General features: G+C 47.9%; 21 protein-coding genes and 1 other RNA gene. 21 read left to right on the plus strand and 1 reads right to left on the minus strand.

The genetic code is table 11. The features are described 5' to 3' along the window. Positions 1-46: 46 nt before the first annotated feature. The 19 genes from tesB (at position 47) to lpxC (ending at position 19913) form a co-directional block, all read left to right on the plus strand. Positions 47-934, plus strand: a complete 888-nt coding sequence (tesB, locus tag AKN87_RS00290; RefSeq protein WP_053101492.1) for an acyl-CoA thioesterase II — start codon at positions 47-49, stop codon at positions 932-934. Positions 935-955: 21 nt separating this feature from the next. Beyond that, complete coding sequence (locus AKN87_RS00295; protein WP_053102134.1) at positions 956-1552, plus strand: HAD family hydrolase; 597 nt, start codon at positions 956-958, stop codon at positions 1550-1552. 41 nt (positions 1553-1593) lie between these two features. After that, an RNA gene (gene rnpB, locus AKN87_RS12020) (RNase P RNA component class A) lies at positions 1594-1943 on the plus strand. Between the two features lie 241 nt (positions 1944-2184). Beyond that, positions 2185-2640, plus strand: coding sequence for a division/cell wall cluster transcriptional repressor MraZ (mraZ, locus tag AKN87_RS00300; protein ID WP_053101494.1), 456 nt, complete (start codon positions 2185-2187; stop codon positions 2638-2640). 2 nt (positions 2641-2642) lie between these two features. After that, positions 2643-3581 carry a 16S rRNA (cytosine(1402)-N(4))-methyltransferase RsmH gene (rsmH, locus tag AKN87_RS00305; RefSeq protein WP_096334870.1) on the plus strand — a complete coding sequence of 313 codons (939 nt, stop codon included), beginning with the start codon at positions 2643-2645 and terminating at the stop codon, positions 3579-3581. Further along, the gene (ftsL, locus tag AKN87_RS00310; protein WP_053101496.1) at positions 3578-3910 is read left to right on the plus strand and encodes a cell division protein FtsL; all 333 of its coding nucleotides are present in this window, start codon (positions 3578-3580) and stop codon (positions 3908-3910) included. Before rsmH ends, ftsL begins: the two co-directional genes overlap by 4 nt. Beyond that, the gene (locus AKN87_RS00315) at positions 3910-5625 is read left to right on the plus strand and encodes a peptidoglycan D,D-transpeptidase FtsI family protein (protein ID WP_053101497.1); all 1716 of its coding nucleotides are present in this window, start codon (positions 3910-3912) and stop codon (positions 5623-5625) included. The genes ftsL and AKN87_RS00315 overlap by 1 nt, the downstream gene beginning before the upstream one ends. Then, on the plus strand, positions 5625-7094 hold the full coding sequence (locus tag AKN87_RS00320; protein WP_053102136.1) for a UDP-N-acetylmuramoyl-L-alanyl-D-glutamate--2,6-diaminopimelate ligase: 1470 nt from the start codon (positions 5625-5627) through the stop codon (positions 7092-7094). The genes AKN87_RS00315 and AKN87_RS00320 overlap by 1 nt, the downstream gene beginning before the upstream one ends. Further along, complete coding sequence (locus tag AKN87_RS00325; RefSeq protein WP_053102137.1) at positions 7087-8469, plus strand: UDP-N-acetylmuramoyl-tripeptide--D-alanyl-D-alanine ligase; 1383 nt, start codon at positions 7087-7089, stop codon at positions 8467-8469. Before AKN87_RS00320 ends, AKN87_RS00325 begins: the two co-directional genes overlap by 8 nt. After that, positions 8469-9551 carry a phospho-N-acetylmuramoyl-pentapeptide-transferase gene (gene mraY / locus AKN87_RS00330; protein ID WP_053101500.1) on the plus strand — a complete coding sequence of 361 codons (1083 nt, stop codon included), beginning with the start codon at positions 8469-8471 and terminating at the stop codon, positions 9549-9551. Before AKN87_RS00325 ends, mraY begins: the two co-directional genes overlap by 1 nt. An 8-nt stretch (positions 9552-9559) precedes the next feature. Continuing rightward, a complete protein-coding gene (gene murD, locus AKN87_RS00335; RefSeq protein ID WP_053102138.1) occupies positions 9560-10906 on the plus strand; it encodes a UDP-N-acetylmuramoyl-L-alanine--D-glutamate ligase in 1347 nt (448 codons plus the stop codon). 50 nt (positions 10907-10956) lie between these two features. After that, a complete protein-coding gene (ftsW, locus tag AKN87_RS00340; protein ID WP_080995567.1) occupies positions 10957-12111 on the plus strand; it encodes a putative lipid II flippase FtsW in 1155 nt (384 codons plus the stop codon). Next, positions 12104-13174: an undecaprenyldiphospho-muramoylpentapeptide beta-N-acetylglucosaminyltransferase gene (gene murG / locus AKN87_RS00345; protein WP_053102140.1), complete on the plus strand. Its 1071-nt coding sequence runs from the start codon at positions 12104-12106 to the stop codon at positions 13172-13174. The genes ftsW and murG overlap by 8 nt, the downstream gene beginning before the upstream one ends. After that, positions 13167-14615 carry a UDP-N-acetylmuramate--L-alanine ligase gene (gene murC, locus AKN87_RS00350; RefSeq protein ID WP_053102141.1) on the plus strand — a complete coding sequence of 483 codons (1449 nt, stop codon included), beginning with the start codon at positions 13167-13169 and terminating at the stop codon, positions 14613-14615. Before murG ends, murC begins: the two co-directional genes overlap by 8 nt. A 1-nt stretch (position 14616) precedes the next feature. Beyond that, the gene (locus AKN87_RS00355; RefSeq protein ID WP_053102142.1) at positions 14617-15543 is read left to right on the plus strand and encodes a D-alanine--D-alanine ligase; all 927 of its coding nucleotides are present in this window, start codon (positions 14617-14619) and stop codon (positions 15541-15543) included. A 2-nt stretch (positions 15544-15545) separates the two neighbouring features. Next, positions 15546-16364, plus strand: coding sequence for a cell division protein FtsQ/DivIB (locus tag AKN87_RS00360; RefSeq protein ID WP_053102143.1), 819 nt, complete (start codon positions 15546-15548; stop codon positions 16362-16364). Between the two features lie 53 nt (positions 16365-16417). Next, positions 16418-17641 carry a cell division protein FtsA gene (gene ftsA / locus AKN87_RS00365; RefSeq protein ID WP_053103584.1) on the plus strand — a complete coding sequence of 408 codons (1224 nt, stop codon included), beginning with the start codon at positions 16418-16420 and terminating at the stop codon, positions 17639-17641. Between the two features lie 46 nt (positions 17642-17687). Next, complete coding sequence (gene ftsZ / locus AKN87_RS00370; RefSeq protein WP_053101506.1) at positions 17688-18893, plus strand: cell division protein FtsZ; 1206 nt, start codon at positions 17688-17690, stop codon at positions 18891-18893. A 105-nt stretch (positions 18894-18998) separates the two neighbouring features. Then, a complete protein-coding gene (gene lpxC, locus AKN87_RS00375; RefSeq protein WP_053101507.1) occupies positions 18999-19913 on the plus strand; it encodes a UDP-3-O-acyl-N-acetylglucosamine deacetylase in 915 nt (304 codons plus the stop codon). Positions 19914-19956: 43 nt separating this feature from the next. Here the strand turns inward: lpxC and AKN87_RS00380 are convergent, their stop codons facing one another. Next, complete coding sequence (locus AKN87_RS00380; RefSeq protein ID WP_053102144.1) at positions 19957-20424, minus strand: DciA family protein; 468 nt, start codon at positions 20422-20424, stop codon at positions 19957-19959. A gap of 222 nt (positions 20425-20646) precedes the next feature. On the opposite strand from AKN87_RS00380, the gene secA reads away from it, so the two are divergent. Further along, positions 20647-23382: a preprotein translocase subunit SecA gene (secA, locus tag AKN87_RS00385; protein ID WP_053102145.1), complete on the plus strand. Its 2736-nt coding sequence runs from the start codon at positions 20647-20649 to the stop codon at positions 23380-23382. 118 nt (positions 23383-23500) lie between these two features. Beyond that, on the plus strand, positions 23501-24718 hold the full coding sequence (gene argJ / locus AKN87_RS00390; protein ID WP_053102146.1) for a bifunctional glutamate N-acetyltransferase/amino-acid acetyltransferase ArgJ: 1218 nt from the start codon (positions 23501-23503) through the stop codon (positions 24716-24718). Positions 24719-24751 lie beyond the last annotated feature (33 nt).

A 24751-nucleotide genomic window follows, 5' to 3' on the forward strand; every position in this document is an offset into this window, starting at 1 on the left:
TTTTGCTTGTTAATTGGTTTGGATTTTGAATACGAGAGGAGTTTCCATGAGTGCGGTACTTGATAGCTTAGTTTCTTTGTTGGATATGGAGACCATTGAAGAAAACCTGTTTCGCGGCGCCAGTCAAGATTTGGGCTTTCGCCAACTGTTTGGCGGGCAAGTGCTAGGACAGTCGTTATCGGCAGCGACTAAAACGGTGCAGGTTAGTCGTCAAGCGCACTCGATGCATGGCTACTTTTTACGTCCAGGTGACGCCACTAAACCAGTGGTTTATGAGGTGGAGCGTGTGCGCGATGGTGGTAGCTTTAGTACCCGTCGCGTAACAGCCATTCAAAATGGTAAAACTATTTTTACCTGTAGTGTTTCTTTTCATGATGCCGAAGAAGGTTTTACCCATCAGCCAGTAATGCCTAAGGTGCCAATGCCAGAAGAGTTGGCGCCAGAAACCATTATTGCCGAATACCTAGCTGGTGAGTTGCCTGATGATAAACGCGAAAAAATGCTGCGACCCAAGCCGATTGAGACGCGTCCGGTACAGATTTTAGATCCCTTGGATCCTGCGGCTGGCGAGCCGGTTAAGCAGGTCTGGTTTAAAGCCTGCGCGCCACTGCCGGATAATCCGACTTTGCATAAATACCTGATGGCTTATGCTTCCGACTTTGGTTTGTTAACTACTTCCTTGATTCCCCATGGAGTATCAATTTGGCAGCCCTTTATGCAGGTGGCGAGCTTAGATCACTCGATTTGGTTTCATAATCAAGTGCGCATGGATGATTGGTTATTATACTCCATGGAAAGTCCATGGGCTGGTCATGGTCGTGGTTACTCAAGAGCGCATATTTTTAATCGTGAGGGGGTATTGGTTGCCTCAACTGCGCAAGAAGGCTTGATTCGTATGCGTGAAGATTGGAAAGATCGTAAGAGTATGAGTTAAACAGAGAGGCTAAAAGAGACAATGTCTGAGTTATTACGTGCTCATCAGTATTGGGTGTTTGATATGGATGGTACATTAACGGTTGATGCCCATGACTTTGAGTATGTGCGCCAGCAATTGGGCTTGCCTTCTGGCTCAGATATTTTGGCCGAGTTAGCTAAGCTACCGGCCACTGAAGCGCAGTCTAAGCATCAATGGCTGCAAGCATATGAAGCTGAAGTGGCAGCTAACTCAGTGGCTTCGCCGGGCGTACAAGTGTTATTGCAGCATCTGGTTGAGCAACAAGCACAGATCGCTGTGGTAACGCGTAATACAAAGGCACTAGCACACATAACTTTGGCTGCCATTGGTGTTGAGCACCTATTAGCAGACACAATGATTTTTGGTCGCGAGTGTGCGCCTCCTAAGCCAGATCCTTATTTATTGCATCAGTTAGCCAGGCAGTGGTCGGTGCCTGTCCAGCGTTTAGTGATGGTCGGCGACTTTCATTTTGATCTGCGTTTTGCCAGGGCCGCCAATGCGCGTTCAGTGCTGGTGAATACACCGGATAATTTATGGCCAGAATTAACAGATCATTATTATCCTACCTTGAAGCATTTATTAGCAGCTATCCGCTAAAGAGCTTGCTAACCGGCTGAGCAATCTTTATTCTGTCGCGCTGAGTTGGCTGGACAGTCGCCGCTTAAGGTAACTTAAGGGGAGGAAAGTCCGGGCTCCATAGGGCAAAGTGCCAGGTAACGCCTGGGAGGTGAAAGCCTACGGAGAGTGCCGCAGAAAATAACCGCCTAAGCGCTATGCGCCGGTAAGGGTGAAAAGGTGCGGTAAGAGCGCACCGCATGACTGGTAACAGTTCATGGCTAGGTAAACCCCACTGGGAGCAAGACCAAATAGGAATCCAATAGGTGTGGCCCGCACTGGATTCGGGTAGGTTGCTTGAGGTGATTAGCGATAATCATCCTAGATGAATGACTGTCCACGACAGAACCCGGCTTATAGGCCAACTCATACTTTCTTATCTGATCATTATTTTTCTCAATAGGCTATGGCAAGCAGTCTCAGACTGTGTAGTTGCTGTAGATGATGCCGTGTTTTTTCGGTATCCCTATCAATTCTACAAATAACTTTAAGTTGCCCATTTAACCGCATTTTACTTGACGCTAGGCAGTTGCATTTCTATAGTGTGCAGAAGTGGCTAAAAGTGGTAGAAAGTGGTTTTTAAGGTGATAAAATAGATTGAATAGGGCGTTTCTGTGTTTAGAGGCACTACCTCCAGTAACTTAGATAGCAAAGGCAGGCTGACGATACCGAGTCGATATCGTGATGAGCTTGAGTTGCGGTGTGCTGGAAAAATGGTGGTCTCGATTGATTTTACCGACCCTTGTTTAAGCCTTTACCCATTATCTGAGTGGGAGAAAATCGAAGCTAAGTTGCTTCAGTTACCTTCCTTGAGGGCTGACACTCGACGTTTATCACGTTTGCTAATAGGCAGCGCAGTGGATGTTGAGCTCGATGCTAATTGCCGTATTTTGATCCCCAGTCGATTACGAGAACACGCACAGATCACTAAAGAAGTGACCTTAGTAGGCCAGCTCAACCGCTTTCAGTTATGGAGCGCTGAGTGCTGGGATGCTGTTTGGACTGAAGATTTACAGTCACTGGGTGGTGAAAATGATCTATCCAGTGAGTTATTAGAGTTGGTTTTATAAGCATGAGCGACACCTTTAAACATATCACCGTACTGCTGAACGAAGCAGTGGCAGCGCTTGCTATTAAGCCAGAGGGGATTTATATCGACGGCACTTTTGGTCGTGGCGGCCATAGTCGATTACTGTTGCAGCAGGTCGCTGCAACTGGGCGCTTGATCGGATTTGATAAAGATCCACAAGCGATTCAAACCGGCCTAACCCTTGCTCAAGAAGACCCCCGCTTTACTATTGTGCAGCGCAGTTTTGCTGATTTAGCACAGGAGATCGAATCGCAACAGTTAACGGCTCAAGTCGATGGGATTCTACTCGACTTAGGCGTGTCTTCACCGCAATTAGATGATGCTAGTCGTGGTTTTAGCTTTATGCACGATGGCCCATTAGATATGCGGATGAATCCAGCATCAGGTATCAGTGCTGCAGATTGGATCGCCGAAGTTAGTCAAGAGCAGCTGGCACAGGTATTTAAAACCTACGGCGAAGAGCGTTTTGCTAAGCGTCTAGCTAAAGCAGTGGTTGAGCGCCGTGAGCAACAAGCCTTTACTACCACGGCTGATCTGGCGGCAGTTATTTCTGCTGCACATCCGGCTTGGGAGAAAGGCCGACATCCAGCGACTAAAGCCTTTCAGGCGATTCGAATCTTTATCAATAATGAGTTAGGCGACTTAGAGCAAGGCTTAGAAGCGGCGGTTAAGGTATTAAAGCCTGGTGGCAAACTGGTGGTTATTAGTTTTCACTCACTTGAAGATCGCATTGTTAAGCAGTTTATTCGGCGTATGGAAAAGGGTGAGCAAGATAATTTGCCGCGAGATTTGCCGGTAATCACCCAGCGTTTTGAGCCTATTTTGAAAGCCTGTGGTAAGCCACAGTATGCCAGCGCCGAAGAAGTATTAGCCAATCCTCGCTCGCGGAGCGCGGTGATGCGTGTTGCGGAAAAGCAATGATTAAGCCGAGCCCTCAGTCTAGTCGCGGACCGGCAAATGGCGGTGCCTTATTTACTCGGCGTTTGCCGTTGTTGGCTTTACCGATCTTATTAACCTTTTTATTTGTGATGGGAACTGCGGTCAGTATTGCGCAGAAATCCCATGAGAGTCGTAAATTAGTCAAAGCTTTATATGACGAAATGAAAATCAAGGATGAAGCCCAGGCAGAATGGGGGCGGTTAGTGTTAGAGCAAACAACTTGGACTGCACATAATCGGATTGAGGCTTTAGCTATAACTGATTTAAAGATGCGTACGCCAGAGCCTGGCGAAGTGATTATGGTGAAATAATGAACACCATTAAGACGTTACCTTATTACAAGCGCATGTACTTTGTTTTAGCTTGTATTTTTTTAGTGTTTTTAGGCTTGGCTGTACGTTTAGTTTATTTGCAAGTAGTTGAGCATGATTTTTTACAAGATCATGGTGATCGTCGTAGTTTACGCAACAGCGAGATGGTGGCGCATCGTGGAGTAGTGACTGATCGTCATGGTGAGCCGTTGGCAGTGAGTTCTCCTGTAGTGACTATTTGGGCTGACCCTCGTTTGCTGGTACAGGTGCCAGAGCGCTGGAATGAGTTGGCAAAAGCACTAAAACAAGACCCAGCAACTTTAGCTAATAAAATTAAAGCTAACTCAACTAAAGGCTTTATTTACTTGGCACGACGTTTGACCCCAGAGCAGGGTGAGGCAGTATTAAAGCTAAAAGTCTCTGGCGTGTCGGGTAAAGATGAGTCCCAGCGCTTTTATCCGGCCGGTGAAGTGGCAGCGCATATTATCGGTTTTACTAATATTGACGAGGTCGGACAAGAGGGCGTTGAGCTGGCTTTTGATGACATGTTGTCAGGGATTCCTGGCAAACGCCAATATCTACAAAACCGCAATGGACAGATAATTAAAGATTTAGGCGTGGTGCAAAATCCGCGTCCAGGTAGTCCATTGGCATTATCCATTGATTTGCGCTTGCAATACTTAGCCCATCGCGAACTGCGTAAAACTTTAGAAGAGTTTAAAGCTAAAGCAGGCTCAGTGGTGATTTTGGATGTAAAAACTGGCGAAATTTTGGCTATGGTTAATCATCCAACCTATAACCCTAATAACCGTTCTCGGCTTGAGCCGCAAATGCTACGCAATCGAGCCATGATTGACACCTTTGAGCCAGGTTCCACAGTGAAGCCGTTTTCGATTGCTGCTGCTTTAGAAAGTGGGCGCTGGACTACGCGCTCTACGGTGGATGCGCGTCCAGGCAGTATGCGCATTGGCCGCTTTACGATTCGCGACGTATCACGGGCTGGGGTGTTTGATCTGGCAACAATCTTAATGAAGTCTAGTAACGTGGGTGTGAGTAAAATTGCACTCAATATTGGCGGTGAGGCCCTGTATGAAATGATGCAAGGAGTGGGCTTTGGGCAAGATACTGGACTCAGTTTCCCAGGTGAGCAAATAGGTAGTCTGCATCCACGGCGCAAGTGGCCTGATGTTGAAACCGCTACGTTATCTTATGGATATGGATTATCCATTACTGCCTTGCAGTTAGCTGGCGCCTATGCGGTGCTAGGCAATAATGGGGTCAAGCTGCCGTTGTCATTGGTTAAACGTGATGCCAAAAATATGCCGAGAGGTACGCGGGTAATGTCAGAAAAAACTGCCCGTGAAGTGCAGGACATGTTACGCCAGGTTGTCGAGGTCCCTAACTCGGGGGGGAACCGCGCTAAGGTGCCGGGCTATGTAGTAGGCGGTAAAAGTGGTACCGCGAAGAAAATTTCCGGTCGTGGGGGATATACCCAAAACTCGTATCGTTCTTTTTTTGCTGGTATTGCGCCACTGTCTGATCCACAGATTTCAGTAGTAATTGTGGTCGATGAGCCTGATCCAGCTATTTCTTATTATGGTGGGCGGGTTGCTGCGCCATTATTTGCCAACGTCGCCTCCGGCGCATTACGCCTGCTGAATATTGTACCCGATGATTTGCCAAATACGGCCAGTACCGCTAAGGGGCAACACTAATGCCAATGTTACTGAAACAGTTGCTGCCACAAGCGGGTAGTGACTTACTCATTCGAGAGTTAACACTTGATAGCCGTAAAGTTTTGCCTGGAGACTTATTTCTTGCTGTTCCAGGCTTATTAAGTGATGGGCGAGACTATATCGCCCAAGCGATTAAGCAAGGTGCAGCAGCAGTGGCTTATGAAGCGCTAGATGCACCAAAGATGCAAGACAGTGAAGCGCAGTTAATTGCGGTAGAGAACTTGCAGCCACAACTGTCAGCCTTAGCTGCTACCTTTTATGGTGAGCCAAGCCGTAGTCTAGAAATGGTTGGGGTAACTGGGACTAACGGTAAAAGTACCGTCACTCAGTTACTTGCTCAAGCCACGACTAAGTTAGGTCAGCCCTGTGCGGTGATTGGCACCTTGGGTGTTGGTTTTTTTGGTGACTTGCAAGAATCCACGCACACCACGCCAGACCCTATTGCAGTACAAGCGGGCTTAGCTAAATTAAAAGCACAGGGCGCCCGTGCGGTAGCGATGGAGGTGTCTTCCCATGCATTGGATCAGGGGCGAGTAACTGCTGTTGAATTTGATGTGGCAGTGTTTACTAATCTGACGCGAGATCACTTGGACTACCACGGTGATATGCAAAGTTATGCCGCTGCTAAGGCACAGCTCTTTCATTGGCGGAGTTTGCAGGCCGCAGTAATTAATCAAGACGATGCGTTAGGTCGTCAGTTATTAGCTGAAGTTAAGACTGCTAAGTGCTACAGCTACAGTTGTGAAGACCCTAGCGCGACGGTATTTGCTAAAAATGTGCGCTTTAGCCATTTAGGAATTCAGGCCGAGATTGTAACGCCCCATGGTGAGGGTGTGCTGCGTAGCCCGCTATTGGGTGCATTTAACCTCAGTAATTTATTGGCGGTGATTGCTACCTTGTTGGTTCAAGGCCGCTCATTGTCAGAGATTTTACAGGTGTTGCCTTTATTGCAAGCACCACTTGGGCGGATGCAGCGTTTTGGCGGCGAGCAGCAACCGTTAGTGGTGGTGGATTATGCCCACACGCCCGATGCCCTAGCTCAGGTTCTTAAAGCATTACGGGTGCATGTTAGTCCGCCGCATCAATTGATCTGTGTGGTGGGCTGTGGCGGCAATCGGGATACCGGTAAGCGGCCACTGATGGCACAGACCGCAGCAAAGCTAGCCGATCAAGTTATCATTACCGATGACAATCCACGTTTAGAAGATCCCGCGGTGATTAGACAGCAAATGTTGGCTGGTATAACTGAACTTACTAAGGCACAAGAGGTCTCTCCGCGGGCAAGTGCGATAGCCGCTGCAGTCCAACAGGCCGCTTCAGGTGATGTGGTGTTGATTGCGGGAAAGGGACATGAAAATTATCAGGATATTAACGGCATTAAGCATCCATATTCTGATTTAGAGCAAGCGCAATTACAGCTTGCTGAGTGGGAAGTTAAACATGTTTAAGGGGTATACCTTAGGAAGTCTGGCTACTGTGCTGGGCATTGTACCCGTGGGACCGGTTGAAACACCTGTATTACGGCTGACAACGGATAGTCGCGCGGTGCAGCCAGGCGATGTTTTTGTCGCGTTAAAAGGTGAGCGCTTTGATGCACACCAGTTTTTGCCGGCAGTTGCCAAGCAAGGCGCAATTGCTGCAGTGGTGGAGCAGGTGGATCCTAGTGTTGATTTACCTCAGCTGCAGGTGGCAAATACGCGTCAGGCACTGGCTAAGCTGGCGCAAAATAATCGCCAGCAGTTTCATGGGTTGACCGCTGCGGTAACCGGCTCCAGCGGTAAAACGACAGTTAAAGAGTTGTTGGCCAGTATTTTACGGGCAGCATTGGGTGCCGATGCTGTGTTGGCCACGCGCGGTAACTTAAATAATGAGCTGGGCGTGCCCTTTACCTTATTGGAGTTGAATCAAACTCACCACGCTGCAGTGATTGAGCTAGGCGCTTCACATCTAGGTGAAATTAATTACACCGTACAGTTAGCGGCACCTAGCGTTGCAATCATTACCAATGCTGGCAATGCCCATATTGGCGAATTTGGTGGTTTGGACAATATTGTGCAGGCCAAAGGCGAGATTATTGATGGCTGTGATTCAGTACAGCAGGTGGTGCTGAACTTAGATGATGCTGCCTATGCTAAGTGGCAACAGCGCGCAGGCCAACGGCAGGTGTCGAGCTTTTCATTGCAAGATACAGCAGCGGACTGGTATGCCGCAGATATTGTGCTGGATCCAGTACAGGGCAGCCGTTTTCAATTGTGTTATCAAGGGCAGTCACTCGGTGAGATTCAGCTGCAGTTGCTAGGCCAACATAATATTGCCAATGCATTAGCTGCGGCTGCGGCTGCCAAGGCCCTGGGCATTGAGCAGGCGAGTATTGTGGCGGGACTACAAAGTATTCGTGCAGTGGCAGGGCGCATGCAGCGACATCAGCTAGCTGGTATTACGCTGATTGATGACAGCTATAACGCCAACCCCGTGTCAATGTGTGCGGCGATTGATTTATTAAGCCAAGCGGCGGGCGAGCGAATTTTAGTGTTAGGTGATATGGGCGAGCTCGGCGAGTGGTCGCAAGAGGGGCATGCGGCAGTTGGACGACATGCCAGTGGCCGAGTTGATGCGTTGTATGCCGTCGGTCAGGAAATACAGGCAGCAGTTAATGCCTATCAAGGGCCTAATGCTTACTTTTTTGCCTCGCAGGCAGAATTATTAGCCCACTTACTGCCGCAGTTAAGCGGTGAAAAAACAATTTTAGTCAAGGGTTCGCGAAGCGCTGCAATGGATCACGTGGTTCAAGCCTGTTTAGCGAATGTACAGGAGATCCATTAATGCTGTTGCTATTGGCAAACTATTTAGAGCAATTCTATTCAGGATTTGCGGTGGTGCAGTACCTTACTTTGCGCGCCATTTTTGGGGTGTTAACGGCATTGGTGCTGTCGCTTTGGCTCGGCCCTTGGATGATTCGCACCTTGCGTGGGCTGCAAATTGGTCAATCGGTTCGCACCGATGGCCCACAAAGCCATTTATCTAAATCGGGCACTCCAACCATGGGTGGGGCGTTGATTTTAGCGGCGATTGCAGTCAGCACCTTGCTCTGGGCTAATCTCAGTAATCTTTATGTCTGGGTAGTGCTGCTGGTGACCTTACTATTTGGCGCCATTGGTTGGGTCGATGACTACCGTAAGGTGGTAGAGAAAAGCTCGCGCGGCTTACCTGGACGCTGGAAATATTTTTGGCAGTCGGTATTTGGTTTAGCAGCCGCAGTGGTGTTGTTTATCAACGCCAAATCAAGCGCCGAAACCACCTTGATTTTTCCTTTCCTAAAAGATGTCGCGTTGCCGCTTGGCATTGGCTTTATTGTGCTGACCTATTTTGTGATTGTTGGCTCAAGTAATGCGGTGAACTTGACAGATGGCTTAGATGGGCTAGCTATTTTGCCTACTGTTTTGGTGGGTGGTGCATTGGGCGTCTTCGCTTACCTTTCGGGTAACGTCAATCATGCTGAATACTTATTGATTCCTTATATTCCTAATGCCGGTGAGTTGGTTGTGTTTTGTGCGGCATTAGTCGGCGCTGGTTTAGGCTTTTTATGGTTTAACACATACCCCGCGCAGGTCTTTATGGGCGATGTTGGTGCTTTAGCACTAGGAGCAGCTTTAGGTACGTTAGCGGTCATTGTGCGTCAAGAAATCGTGCTGTTTATTATGGGTGGGGTGTTCGTGGTCGAAACCCTTTCAGTGGTCATTCAGGTCGGTTCTTACAAGTTACGTGGTAAGCGGGTATTTCGTATGGCGCCGATTCATCACCATTTTGAATTGAAAGGCTGGCCAGAGCCGCGGGTTATTGTGCGCTTTTGGATTATCACCTTAATTCTAGTTCTTGTGGGCCTGTCCACACTGAAGTTACGTTAGAGGCGACTATGCCAAGTGCAGGGTTACAGATTGTTATTGGATTGGGCAAAAGCGGATTAGCGCTGGTGCAGTTTCTGCTGGCCAAAGGTTTTAATGTGGCAGTGGCCGATACCCGTGCTCATCCGCCTGGTGCAGAAGTATTAGCCGCTGAGCATCCAGAAGTAGCGACGCATTATGGTGAGTTAAATGAAGCCTTTTTAGCCGCGGCTGAAGTGATTTATGTTAGCCCTGGATTGGCCGTGAGTCATCCTGTATTACAGCGACTGCAGCAACAAGGGATTCGCATCGCGGGTGATATTGATGTGTTTGCCCAATATGCTAAGGCTCCCGTTATTGCTATTACCGGCTCTAATGCTAAAAGTAGTGTGACAACCCTTGTTGGGCAAATGGCTCAAGAAGCGGGTAAACGTGTGGCGGTAGGCGGTAATTTGGGCGTGCCGGTGGTTGAGCTACTGGATCCTGAGGCAGAATTGTATGTGTTGGAGCTATCGAGCTTTCAGCTAGAAACCACAGAGCTGCTAGCGCCCTATGTTGCGACTTGCTTAAATATTAGCGAAGACCATATGGACCGCTATCCTGAGGGGATTGCGAGCTACATTGCGGCTAAACAACGTATTTTTGAGCGTGCGCGCTATGCTGTAGTTAATCGAGATGATGCGCAGGCCTTTGCTCCCGAGCACCCGATAGAAGTGAGCTACTCCTTTACATTAGAAGCGCCAGCGAGTATCAACGAGTTTGGGGTGCGAGCAACCGCAGCAGGCACCTTTATCGCTTTGGGCGAGCAGAACTTATTGCCAGTCAGTGCGTTAAAACTAAAAGGGCGGCACAACCTAGCCAATGCGTTGGCGGCTTTAGCGTTAGCCTCAACAATTGAGCTGCCTTTAGCAAGCACGCTGCAGACTGCGCAAAACTTTGCTGGATTGCCGCATCGTTGCCAGTGGCTAGCTGAGCACGAGCAAGTGACTTGGTATAACGACTCCAAAGGCACCAATGTGGGGGCTACTTTAGCGGCGCTGGCCGGATTGGCGGATACGGTACCGGGGAAAATAGTTTTAATTGCTGGTGGTGATGGTAAGGGCGCAGATTTTTCGCCGTTAAAAAAACCAGTTAAACAAGAGTGCCGTGCGGTGATTTTGCTTGGCAAAGATGCACTACTAATCGAGCAGCAATTAGCGGGTGCTGTGCCTTGTTATCATGTAGCCAGTTTGCCAGAAGCGGTGCAGTTAGCGGCTAAGTTGGCTCAAGCAGATGATCTAGTGCTGCTATCGCCAGCCTGTGCCAGCTTAGACATGTTTACTAGTTTTGAGCATCGCGGTGAAGTGTTCGAGCAGGCGCTAAGGGAGTTAATCGGGTGAACTTAGACTTTTTACGCAAACCGTCGCCGTTACGTAACCAAGCTCGACAAATGGACTTGGATTTTTTGTTTTTACTGGGCTGCTTGGCACTACTGGGATTAGGGCTAGTCATGATTGCCTCGGCTTCTACCGAGGTTAGCTATAAAGAAAATGGGCATACCTATTACTTTATTACCCGGCAGATGATTTATTTTCTGATCGGTGTGGCCGCTTTTTTATTTGCCGTGCAAACCCCTTTAAGTTTTTGGCGCCGTCACGTTGTGATCGTGGCTTTTTTAACTTTAATTGGCTTGGTATTGGTGTTTGTGCCTGGCATTGGTAAAGAGGTGAACGGGGCAAAACGCTGGCTCAACTTTGGGTTGTTTAATATTCAGCCTTCGGAGTTAGCAAAAATTGCCGCCATTATGTTGTTGGCCTCTTATATGGCCAATAACAATAAAGCCTTGCAAGAAAAATACAGCGCAATGCTGGTGCCAGGGGCAGTGTTGGTGATTTTTGCTTTGCCCATTTATCTGGAGCCAGACTTCGGTAGCATGGCGGTGCTCGTGGTGACGTTAGGTTTAATGCTATTTCTTGGCGGCATGCGCTTAAGCTTGGTCATAGGAGCCGGTGTTTTAGTGCTGGCCGCGGGCGTTTATTTAGTTGGAACAGAAAGCTATCGTTTGGATCGGATTCAAAACTTCACCAATCCATGGGCTGATCCTTATGGTAAAGGCTATCAGTTGTCCCAGGCTTTGATTGCGTACGGCCGTGGTGATGTGTTTGGCTTGGGTTTAGGTAATAGTATCCAAAAACAACACTTTTTACCCGAGGCCCATACTGACTTTATTTTTTCGGTGCTGGCTGAGGAGCTAGGCTTAATTGGCACCTTGCTGACCATTGCGCTATTTGGCTTTGTGGTGGCGCGGGCTTTTTTAATTGGCGTCTGGAGCGAGAAAGCACGGCCCAATGATAAGTTTCCTGCTTATATTGCCTATGGCATTGCCAGTATGTGGGCGTGTCAGATAGCGATTAATATTGGGGTTAATATTGGTGTTTTACCTACTAAGGGACTGACATTACCGTTTTTAAGTTATGGCGGTAGCTCTTTGATTGCCTGTTGTCTCTGTATCGGATTATTGCTGCGGATTGAGTGGGAGCATCGAACCGATTTGCGTTATCAAGATATTCAAGTTATACCGACCAAGGAGCCAGCGCATGGCTAAGCCTAGTGTATTAATTATGGCAGCAGGGACAGGCGGGCATGTATTTCCAGCATTGGCTTGCGCTCGCCAATTCCAGCAACAAGGCTATGACGTGCATTGGTTAGGTACACCGACTGGCATTGAGCATGAGTTAACTCAGCATGCTGGAATCAGTATGCATTGTATTCAGATGTCAGGGCTACGAGGTAAAGGCTTAGCTCGTCTGCTTGGCATGCCTTGGCAGCTGTTTAAGGCTATACTGCAGGCGCGGCGGGTCATTAAGAAAGTTCAGCCTGTGTGCGTGGTCGGTTTTGGTGGTTACGTGACCGTACCCGGTGGTGTGGCTGCCAAGCTAGGTGGCGTGCCTTTAGTCATCCATGAGCAAAATGCGATTGCCGGTACGGCTAATAAGTCATTGCTACCCTTTGCTCAGTTGGTCTGCGAGGGGTTTCCTAACACCTTTAAAGCACAACCTAAAGTTTGCTTTACTGGGAACCCCGTACGTGAAGACTTACTGATGCTTAAACGGCAGCTAAGCGCTGGAACAGGCGTTAACTTATTGGTATTAGGCGGCAGTCTAGGTGCCGAGCCACTCAATAAGCTATTACCTGAAGCTGTGCAGTTGCTGGCGGATCCAGCCCAATTAACGATTCGTCATCAGGCCGGTAAACAGCATGCTGCTATTACTCAGCAGCGTTACCAAGCCTTAGGTTTAACGGCAGAGGTACAGCCTTTTATTGGCGATATGGCCGCGGCCTATGCCTGGGCCGACTTAGTTATTTGCCGTGCGGGCGCACTGACCGTCAGTGAGTTAGCCGCGGTGGGCGTGGGGGCTTTCTTAATTCCACTTCCCCATGCAATTGATGATCATCAGAGTAAAAATGCCGCTTTTTTAGCTGAGCAAGGTGCCGCTAAATTATTGCCGCAACGTTCAACGACTGCAGAAGGGTTAGCCGCGCAGTTAACTGAGGTTTTAATGAATAAACACCATTTATTAGAAATGGGACAAATTGCAGCGAGTTTAGCTAAACCCACTGCCACCCAAGAGGTTGTTCGTAAGTGCTTGGAGGTCGCCCATGGCTGATTTGCAACGGTTAACTCCAGCTGAGATGCGTCGTATGCGTAGAATTCGTCGGATCCACTTTGTGGGAATTGGTGGCACGGGGATGTGTGGCATCGCGGAAGTGTTACGTAATCTCGGTTATGAGGTTTCAGGCTCTGATCTTAAAGCCTCCGCGGTAACTGATCGTTTAGCCGCCTTAGGGGTTAAAATTTCGATTGGTCACCGGGCTGATAACATTGAAGGTGCTGATGTTTTAGTGGTATCCAGCGCAATCAATGTGGAAAATCCAGAAGTAGCGCGGGCGCTTGATAACCGCATTCCCGTGGTGCCACGGGCTGAAATGCTGGCTGAGCTAATGCGCTATCGGCACGGAATTGCGGTGGCTGGCACCCATGGTAAGACAACCACCACGAGTTTACTGGCATCGGTATTTGCGGCGGCTGGGCAGGATCCAACCTTTGTGATAGGTGGACGATTAAATGCCGCTGGCAGTAATGCACAGCTCGGTGCAGGTTGTTACTTAATTGCTGAAGCCGATGAAAGTGATGCCAGCTTTTTACACTTGCAGCCGATGGTGTCTGTGGTAACCAATATTGACGCTGACCATATGAGTACGTATGGCGGCGACTTTAATAAACTGAAAAAAACCTTTATTGATTTCTTACATAACTTGCCATTTTATGGTTTGGCAGTGTTGTGCATTGATGATCCATCAGTGCGTGAAATCATGGCTAAAGTTAAGCGCCCAACCATTACTTATGGGTTTTCCGAAGATGCTGACTTACGCGCGATTAACATTGAACAGCGCGGCATGAGTACGCGCTTTACCGTATTGCGCAAAGATCGTGCGCCGCTGGATGTCACGGTTAATATGCCAGGTAAGCATAATGTCTTAAACTCGTTGGCGACCATTGCCATTGCCACCGATGAGGGCATCAGTGATGAGGCGATTATTCAAGGCTTATCGCAATTCGAAGGGGTTGGCCGGCGTTTTCAAGTCTATGGTGACTTACCAGTAGACGATGGCAGTGTGATGCTAGTTGATGACTACGGGCATCATCCCCGGGAAGTTGCGGCAGTTATTAAAGCAGTGCAAGAAGGGTGGCCAGGGCGGCGTTTGGTGATGATTTATCAGCCGCATCGCTACAGCCGAACCCGCGACTTATATGAAGACTTTGTTCAGGTGCTGGGCGAAACCAATGTGCTCTTGTTGTTGGAGGTTTATCCTGCCGGCGAAGAACCTATCCCTGGCGCTGATAGCCGTCAGTTGTGCCATAGCATTCGTCAGCGTGGGCAATTAGATCCGGTACACATTGAGCGCGGTACCGATATTGCGCCGATTTTAAAGCCATTACTGCGTCCAGGCGACATTGTTCTTTGCCAAGGGGCTGGCGATATTGGCAGCATTGCGCCTAATTTAGTTAAACATCCTTTATTTGCTGAAAAGACCTTGGAGGCTTGAAATGGCAACGGTTGATGTAAAGTCCTTCGGTCGAGTTGCGGTACTTTATGGTGGCATAAGTGCCGAACGTGAAGTCTCACTGCGCTCAGGCGCGGCCGTGCTGGCAGCGCTGCAAGCAGCCGGCGTGGATGCCTTTGGCATTGATGTACAGGCAGATATTGTGCAAAGAATCAGCGCCGAAAAAATCGATCGTGCCTTTATTGTCTTGCACGGCCGAGGTGGCGAAGACGGCACGATCCAAGGCTTATTAGAGTGGGCGGGAATTCCTTATACAGGGAGTAAGGTGTTGGCCTCGGCACTGGCAATGGACAAACTGCGGACCAAACAAGTATGGAGCAGTTTGGGGATTCCTACTCCGCAACACAGCGTATTATCTAGCGTTGAAGACTGTGCGGCAGCGGCTGAAAAATTGGGTTTTCCGCTGATTGTCAAACCAGCGCAGGAAGGCTCAAGCATTGGCATGGCAAAAGTTAATAACTTGCAAGAACTAGAACAGGCTTGGCAGGCCGCACGGCATTACGACCGCAATGTATTGGTTGAGCAATGGATTACCGGGCCAGAGTTCACTATTGCAATGTTGGATGGTGAAATTTTGCCGCCGATTCGCTTAGGTACTAACCGCGAATTTTATGACTATGAAGCTAAATATTTAGCTGATGATACTCAGTATCAGATTCCTTGTGGTTTAAGCCCTGAGCGCGAACAGGAGCTAAAAGAGTTGACCCGCCAAGCCTGTGAGACCTTGGGTGTTACTGGTTGGGGGCGGGCCGATGTGATGCAAGATGAACAGGGCAATTTTTGGTTATTAGAAGTAAATACTACGCCAGGCATGACCGACCATAGTTTAGTACCGATGGCGGCTAAAGCCCATGGATTGAACTTTAGCCAACTTGTTTTGACTGTACTAGCTAGCAGTATGAAAGGTTAAGTATGAATCATCGGACTAAAGTTACTGCTAATCGGCGTGGCGCCACGCCGTTATATACGAGTGCGGCACCACCGTCGAAAAAGCTATCGTTTAAGTTGTCCTCCACGGTGGTGGATCTTTTAGTTCGAATATTTAAAACACTGGTAGTGGTAGTGGTACTTCTTGCGCTGTATCAGGGCGCACTTATTTTAAAAGAGAAGTACATTGTGCCCATTCAACATGTACGGGTGCATGGCAATTTAGATTATGTTAGCCAAAAAGCAGTAGAAGAGCGGTTAGCGCCTTACTTATCTTCTAACTTCTTTGAGTTGGATTTACAGGCTATCACTGATGTTATTGATGATATGCCTTGGGTCGAGCGAGCGGTAGTGAGTCGCGTCTGGCCAGATACGGTATTAATTGAAATGCAAGAGCAAGTACCGGTGGCCAGATGGGGTGAAAAAGCCTTGATTAACCATAAAGGACAAACCTTTCAGCCATTAGAGATGGAAAGTTATCAAAAGTTACCTTTATTATCAGGGCCTAATCGTTCTACTAAACAAGTAATGGATAATTACGAGCTAATTAATGGATTGTTAAGTAAAATTAATCAGTCCATTAGCCGTATTGAAATGCGTGAACGCGGCAGCTGGTTTATAGTCACTAATACGGGTTTAGAAATTGAATTAGGGCGTGATCAAACGGAAGAGAAAGTTAAGCGCTTTATTTATTTTTATCAAACTGAGTTAAATGATACCAGTGATGATGTGGCGCGGGTTGATTTGCGATATCTAAAAGGCATTGCAGTCACGAAAAAATCAACTAGCGTAAGCGATATATAAGCCTGCGGGCTAAGTGGAGAACAAGTGTGAGTTCAGGTGAGAGCAGCCAAAAAATGATTGTTGGATTAGACATTGGTACTTCAAAGATAACCGCATTGGTTGGAGAAGTGGGTGCTGATGGAGCCGTTCGCATTGTTGGAATGGGTTCTAAGCCTTGCCGTGGTCTGAAAAAAGGCATGATTGTCAATATTGACTCCACTGTCCAAACCATTAAGCAGGTGATCAGTGAAGCCCAGCAAAGTGCAAGCTGCCATATTCACTCAGCCTATGTGGGATTGGCCGGTAACCACGTGCGTGGTCAGGGCTCTGACGGCTCTGTGGCCATTCGTGATGGAGAAGTCAGCGAAGCAGATATTGAGCGCGTATTAGAGGCAGGGCGGGCAGTTGCTTTGCCAGCCAGCCAGCGAATTTTGCACGTGCTGCCCCAAGAGTACATTATTGATAATCAGGAAGGGGTGCGTAACCCACGTGGTATGTCTGGTGTGCGGCTAGAAACTCGGGTGCATGTAGTGACCTGTGCCGAGAATGCGGCACAAAACGTAGAAAAATGTGTTCAGCGCTGTGAAATCGAAGTCGATGGCTTAGTGCTTGAGCAGCTAGCTGCCGCTGAAGCTGTGCTGACTGAAGACGAGAAAGAACTGGGTGTGTGCTTGATTGATATTGGTGCAGGCACCTCAGATATGGCGATTTTCACCGAAGGCGCCATTCGTCATACGCATGTGCTGGCCATTGCGGGCGATCAGGTAACCAGTGATATTGCCATGGCGCTGAGTACACCCACCCAATATGCGGAAGAAATCAAGCAGCGTTATGCGTGTGCTTTAGCTGAACTGGCACAAGCCGATGAAACCATTAAAGTGCCGAGTGTGGGTGATCGCCCACCCCGTGAAATCTCTCGTATCGCGTTGGCTGAGATTATTGAAATGCGTTACGAAGAGTTGTTTGGGCTGATTTATGACGAACTCAAACGTAGCGGTTATGAAAACTTTATTCCAGCGGGCATTGTATTGACCGGTGGTACAGCACGTATGGAAGGTGCGGTTGAGTTGGCTGAGGCAATTTTCCGCATGCCAGTACGCTTAGCTTACCCGTCAGGGGTGAAGGATATGGAAAGCATTGTGCATAACCCAGCCTATGCCACTGCAGTTGGGCTGCTTTTATACGGCGCTAAGGCCCAGGAAGCAGCTATTGAGAATACTAATCACCAGCCAGATCACTCGAAAAAAGAGCCCTCGCTGGTACAAAAGCTGAAAAGCTATTTTGCGAAAACATTTTAAATTTATCAGTGCGCTCAGCGCATTGCACCAGTAGGTAGGAGAAGGCATGTTTGAGTTTGTTGATAACACTCCGGATATTCCAGTCATCAAAGTGGTAGGTGTCGGCGGCGGCGGCGGTAATGCGGTTAATCACATGCTGGCGAACAATATTGAAGGGATTGAGTTCATCTGTGCCAACACGGATGCTCAAGCCCTACAAAGCATTAAAGCGCGCACGATTTTACAGCTTGGCACATCCGTAACTAAAGGACTGGGTGCTGGCGCTAATCCTGAAGTCGGAAAAAAAGCGGCTGAAGAGGATCGTGAGCGGATTATGGAAGTGCTACGTGGTACCGACATGGTCTTTATCACTACCGGTATGGGAGGAGGTACAGGCACAGGTGCAACGCCAATTATTGCCGAAATCGCGCAAGAGCTTGGTATCTTGACGGTAGCCGTAGTAACGCGTCCATTTATGTTTGAAGGCAATAAGCGGATGCAAATTGCCGATGCGGGTATTCAAGAGCTAGCGCAACACGTTGACTCGCTAATTACGATTCCTAACGAAAAGCTACTGACTATCTTAGGTAAAGATGCAACTTTACTCGATGGCTTTGCCAAAGCGGATGATGTATTAGCTAGCGCGGTGCGCGGTATCTCAGACATTATTAAACGCCCTGGTTTAGTCAACGTCGACTTCGCTGATATTCGCACCATTATGGGCGGTATGGGCATGGCGATGATGGGAACCGGTAAAGCCTCAGGTGCTGATCGTGCCCGTGAAGCCACCGAGCAAGCGATTCAAAACCCTTTATTAGAAGACATTAACTTAAAAGGTGCGAAGGGTATTTTAGTTAATATCACTTCTGGTCCTGACTTAAGTTTGGGTGAATACAATGAAGTAGGCCGCATTGTCTCTGAGTTTGCTGCATCTGATGCTAACGTTAAAGTGGGTAGTGCGATTGATCCTGATATGCGTGATGAACTGCATGTGATCGTGGTAGCCACAGGTTTAGATGAGCACCCAGAGAAAAAAGCGGCGATTGTTGAAGTGCCAACAGCTGAGCATCCTATTACTGAGATGCCGGAAGTAAGTGCACAAGCTTATGGTGAGGATTATTACGATTTACCACCAGCGCTACGCAATAAGCGTCGTAGTGCTGCAGGTGCCGCTAGCAGTGTACGTGCGACTCAAGCTCATCCTGCGGCAGAGAAAGAGCAAAGCTTAGACTTGCTAAACATTCCATCATTTTTACGCCGTCAAGCTGACTAAGTAGAAACCCTAATCTTCTGCTTTAGTTGTCCGTAGCGGCATCTTATCTGTTAAGATGCCGCCACTTTAGAACTACTTGCAACGTTAAATTGCCCGGCTTAGGTCATGATTAAACAACGTACATTACAAAATACTATCCGCGCCACTGGTGTCGGCTTGCACTCAGGTGAAAAGGTTTATCTCACATTAAAACCTGCTCCGATCAATACAGGTATCATTTTTCGCCGTATGGATTTAGATCCAGTGGCAGAAATTCCTGCTTTAGCAAAAAATGTGGGTGAGACCACCATGTCTACCACCTTAGTTAATGGTGACGTTAAGGTGGATACAGTTGAACACTTGCTGTCTGCCATGGCTGGACTAGGCATTGATAATGCTTATGTTGAACTGTCGGCGCCGGAAGTTCCAATCATGGACGGAAGCGCAGGACCTTTTGTGTTTTTAATCCAATCAGCTGGTTTGCAAGAGCAAGAAGCACCAAAGCAGTTTATTCGTATTCTGCGTGAGGTCACGGTGGAAGATAATGGCAAACGCGCTACTTTTTTACCCTTTGAAGGATTTAAAGTTAGCTTTGAAATCGACTTTGATCATCCCGTATTCAAAGATAAAACCCAAGTAGCCAGCGTTGATTTCTCTAGCACTTCGTTTGTAAAAGAAGTGAGTCGTGCGCGTACTTTTGGTTTTATGCGTGATATCGAATTCTTACGTTCACAGAACCTAGCCTTAGGTGGCAGTGTTGATAACGCGATTGTGGTGGATGAGTTCGAAGTACTTAACGAAGATGGTCTGCGTTATGAGGATGAGTTCGTTAAACACAAAATTCTTGATGCAATTGGTGATTTGTACTTACTAGGCAAAAGCTTAATTGGTGAGTTTAAAGGCTATAAGTCGGGACACGCGCTGAACAACGTACTGTTGCGTGAACTGTTAGATCAGCCGGATGCTTGGGAAGTCGTTACCTTTGAGGATGCCAGTCAGGCACCGATCTCTTACTCTAAGCCTAGTAGTGTAGCCGGCTAGATGAGATAGAAGCTGCAACCCATTGCCTAATAGAAAAAGCCATTCATGATGAGTGGCTTTTTTCGTTTTGGCCGATTAAACGTAATAAGGTGGCTTTTAGCTCGGGGTTCTCAGCTTGCTTGGCGGCATTGGCTAGCGTTTGTGAGGCGGAGGCGGGAATTGGCTGCGGTTCGGCTACACTAAGTGGCGCTGATTGTTCATACTGCGGCATGACTTTAAACTGAATCACCTCGAGCTTAGCAAAGGCTTCGGTGGCACGTAATTGGGTGAGTAAGCGTTGCTGTTGATAGCGTAAACGAGTAGCCCACATGCTGTTGTACACGGCAATGGTGAGGGTGTGGCCATTAAAGCTTGAGAGTTTGCAAAACTCACGGGCTGCTGGTTGCAAATATTGCTGAAACACGGCCGCTAATGCAGCTTGATCTTGGCTGACCTGCAGTAATTGGGTGATTTGTTGAGAGTTGGTGAGGAGTTTAATGCCATCTTTTGCATAATGTGGCCGACGTTTCATGGGTATGCTCATTAAGCTGACAATCGGGAGGAACGAGGGTTTCTAGTATAAAGCGTTAGCAGGAAATTGCAGCAGCTCCTTGAAAACAGTCAATCAATCCCCATGTATTGTAGGATGCATCAAGTTACTGCCATTCAGGTTAATTCAGGGTAGAATGGTCTTTTTTGCACGGGTGAAATTAGCCTTTCGTGCCGTCATTCCAACTATGGAAGTGTTGTTTATATGTTTGCGCCTTTATTAAGAAAAGTCTTTGGAAGTAAAAACGATCGCGATGTGAAACGCATGCAAAAAGCCGTGCGTTCAGTAAATGCCCTCGAAGAGCAAATGCAGGCTTTATCGGATGAGCAATTACAAGCAAAAACGATTGAGTTCCGCGAGCGCCTCAGTCAAGGTGAAACGCTAAATAAAATCCTTCCAGAAGCCTTTGCTGTCTGCCGTGAGGCGGGCAAGCGGGTGATGGGAATGCGTCACTTCGATGTGCAGTTGATTGGTGGTATGGCGTTGCATGAAGGCAAGATTGCCGAGATGCGTACCGGTGAAGGTAAAACCTTAGTGGCGACGTTGGCCGTTTATCTGAACGCCTTAGCTGGTAAAGGGGTGCACGTAGTCACGGTAAACGATTACCTAGCTCACCGTGATGCTAACTGGATGCGTCCACTATATGAGTTTTTAGGATTATCTGTTGGGGTGGTACTACCTTTTCAGGATCCACAAGAAAAACGCAGTGCTTATGCCTGTGATATTACTTACGGAACTAACAACGAATTTGGTTTCGACTATTTACGCGACAACATGGCGTTTAGCTTAGAAGAAAAATACCAGCGTGAATTGAATTTTGCGGTGATTGATGAAGTTGACTCGATTCTGATTGATGAAGCGCGCACGCCGTTAATTATTTCTGGTCAGTCAGATGATAGCTCTGTGTTGTATCAGCAGGTGAACGAGCTGATTCCTTTGTTGCAGCGTCACTTAGAGGAAGAGCCAGGAGTTGTCACCCAGGAAGGCCATTACTCGTTAGATGAGAAAACCCGTCAGGTCGAGCTTAATGAGGCAGGCCACTTGTTTATTGAAGATGAGCTGGTGAAACGTGGTTTATTGCCTGAAGGTGAAACACTCTATGCTCCGAGCAATTTGGGGTTATTAGCCCACGTTTATGCTGGTTTACGGGCACACACCCTGTTTCATAAAAACGTTGAGTACATTATTCAAAATGGGCAAATTGTTTTAGTGGATGAGCACACTGGGCGTACTATGCAGGGTCGCCGCTTATCTGAGGGTTTACACCAAGCAATTGAAGCCAAAGAAGGGGTGCAGATTCAGCCCGAAAGCCAGACCATGGCTTCCACCACCTTCCAAAACTATTTCCGCCTCTATAACAAATTATCAGGAATGACGGGGACTGCCGATACTGAAGCCTTTGAGTTCCGTCAGATTTACGGCCTCGATGTTTTGGTGATTCCAACGCACCGTCCGATTGCGCGGATTGATTACAACGACTTAGTCTTTTTAACCCAAGAAGAAAAGTATCAGGCTGTTATTGAAGATATTTTGGCTTGCCAAAAACAAGGTCGTCCGGTACTGGTAGGTACCGCTTCAATTGAAAGCTCTGAACTGGTTTCCAGCGTACTGCAGCGCGAAGGTATTGCACATAAAGTACTTAACGCTAAGCACCACGACTCTGAGGCGGAAATTATTGCCCAAGCAGGTCGCCCAGGCGCGGTCACTATTGCCACCAACATGGCGGGTCGAGGCACCGATATTTTGCTCGGCGGTAACTGGGAAGTAGAAGCGGCTGCTCTTGAAAATCCAACTGAAGCGCAAATCGAAGCGATTAAAGCAGAGTGGCAGGTCCGTCATCAGAAAGTAATTGAAGCCGGTGGCTTGCATGTCATTGCAACCGAGCGCCATGAGTCGCGCCGCATTGATAATCAATTACGTGGTCGTGCCGGTCGTCAAGGTGACCCCGGTTCGAGCCGATTTTACTTATCCTTAGAAGATAACTTAATGCGTATCTTTGCTTCGGATCGAGTGAAAAATTTTATGAAAGCCTTAGGCATGAAGCCAGGTGAGGCGATTGAGCACCGGATGGTGACCAATGCCATTGAAAAAGCGCAGCGTAAAGTCGAGGGCCGTAACTTCGATATTCGTAAGCAATTGCTTGAATACGATGATGTGGCTAATGAGCAGCGTAAAGTGATTTATCATATGCGCAATAGCTTATTAGAGGCTGATACCATTAAAGAGACCGTGGCCGAGTTCGCTGATCAGGTGTTAACTGAAGCGGTGGCTGAGCATATTCCGCCACAATCTTTACCTGAGCAGTGGAATATTGCTGGCCTTGAAGAAGCCTTAAAAACTGATTTTGCCCTTGAGTTGCCGATTCAGCAGTGGCTAGACGAAGATAACAGCCTCTATGAAGAGACCTTAGTTGAACGGATTAAGGCTGAGTTAGTGGCGGTTTATCGTGAAAAAGAACAGCTGGCAGGTGAAGAAGCGCTGCGAGGCTTTGAAAAGCAGATTGTATTACGGGTGCTTGATGATCTGTGGAAAGATCACTTAGCCACCATGGATCATTTGCGTCAGGGAATTCACTTACGTGGTTACGCGCAGAAGAACCCAAAACAAGAGTACAAGCGTGAATCTTTTAACTTGTTCCAGAACTTAATTGAGTCGATCAAGCGTGACTCCGTACGTATTTTAAGTCATGTTAAAGTGCGCATGGAAGATCCTGAAGAAGAGCAAGAACGTTTACGCCAGCAGGCTGCTGCGTTAGCAGAGCAGATGGAATATCAGCATCAAGAGTTAGATGAAGCAGGTAATCCAGTGTCGGCTGAAGAAGAGCAAGCGACTGCAGGTTTGCAGCGGGTTGAGCGTGATGGACCGAAAGTTGGGCGCAATGATGCCTGTCCTTGCGGTTCGGGCAAAAAGTATAAACACTGTTGCGGTAAAATTAGTTAATTAAGCCGTAGCTGTTGATTTTTGACGCCGCACCGAAGTTTTCGAGTGCGGCGTTTTTATCTTAAATTAGTCGTATTTTACACGTAGGCGTTATCCAAAACCTTGAAGGAGGTTGGTCATGGCGGTGGGATTAAAACCTTTAGGCACACTGTATCCGGTGCCAGGATTTGAGTTAGGCGTTGCAAGTGCCGGTATTAAAAAAGTAGGACGTCGTGACCTTGTGGTAATGCGTTGCGCGCCAGGTTCAACGGTAGCTGGGGTGTTTACCCAAAATGCTTTTTGCGCCGCTCCAGTACTGCTGGCAAAACAACGTATGCAGCAGCCGGTGCAGTATCTAGTGACTAATACTGGAAATGCTAACGCGGCTACTGGTGAGCTAGGGTTAGCTGCCGCTAATGCTGTCTGTCAGGCATTAGCTAGTCAAGTAGGCTGTAGTCTAGAGCAGGTGTTGCCATTTTCTACTGGGGTAATTGGTGAGCCATTACCAGTCGACAAGATAGAGCAGGCTTTGCCCGCGGCGATTGCTGATTTAACAGAAGATAATTGGGCGCTGGCTGCTGAAGGAATTCTTACCACCGATACGTTGCCTAAAGGGGCGAGTCTGCAAGTTGAGCATGAAGGTGTCACCCTAACGGTAACCGGCATCAGTAAAGGTGCTGGCATGATTCGGCCAAACATGGCGACTATGCTGGGTTATATTGCGACTGATGCAAAGATTGCACAGACAATTTTGCAAAATATGTTGCTGGATGCTACTAATCAATCGTTTAACCGCATCACCATTGATGGTGATACCTCAACCAATGACTCCTGTATTTTGGTGGCCACAGGGCAAGCAGCGATGCCTACTCTGGAAAAGGCGGAAGGCGCGCTTTATCATAAATTGCGTGAGGCTATTTTTAGCGTAGCCAAGCAACTAGCGCAAGCTATTGTGCGTGATGGCGAGGGAGCTACCAAGTTTGTAACGGTACAAGTGAATGGCGGTGCTACAGCGCAAGAAAGCTTAGATGTAGCTTATGCAGTGGCACACTCGCCTTTGATCAAAACAGCGCTCTTTGCCTCAGACCCTAACTGGGGCCGGATTGTGGCAGCTATTGGCTATGCAGGCTTAGCTAATTTGGATACCAGTCTTGTGCAGGTGTATTTGGGCGAAGTACAGATCGTGCAAGACGGTGGACGAGCAGCTAGTTATCTAGAGGAGCAAGGAGCGGCGGTAATGCAGCAGGCAGAAATCGACATTCGTATTGAGCTGGGACGTGGGAGTTGTGATGAAACTATCTGGACCACTGACTTATCCCATGAGTATGTACGAATTAACGCTGAATATCGCTCCTAAGCGTGAGGCAAAGCATTGAACTTAAGGGCAGCT

Source organism: Thiopseudomonas alkaliphila, assembly GCF_001267175.1.
GTDB classification, from domain to species: domain Bacteria; phylum Pseudomonadota; class Gammaproteobacteria; order Pseudomonadales; family Pseudomonadaceae; genus Oblitimonas; species Oblitimonas alkaliphila.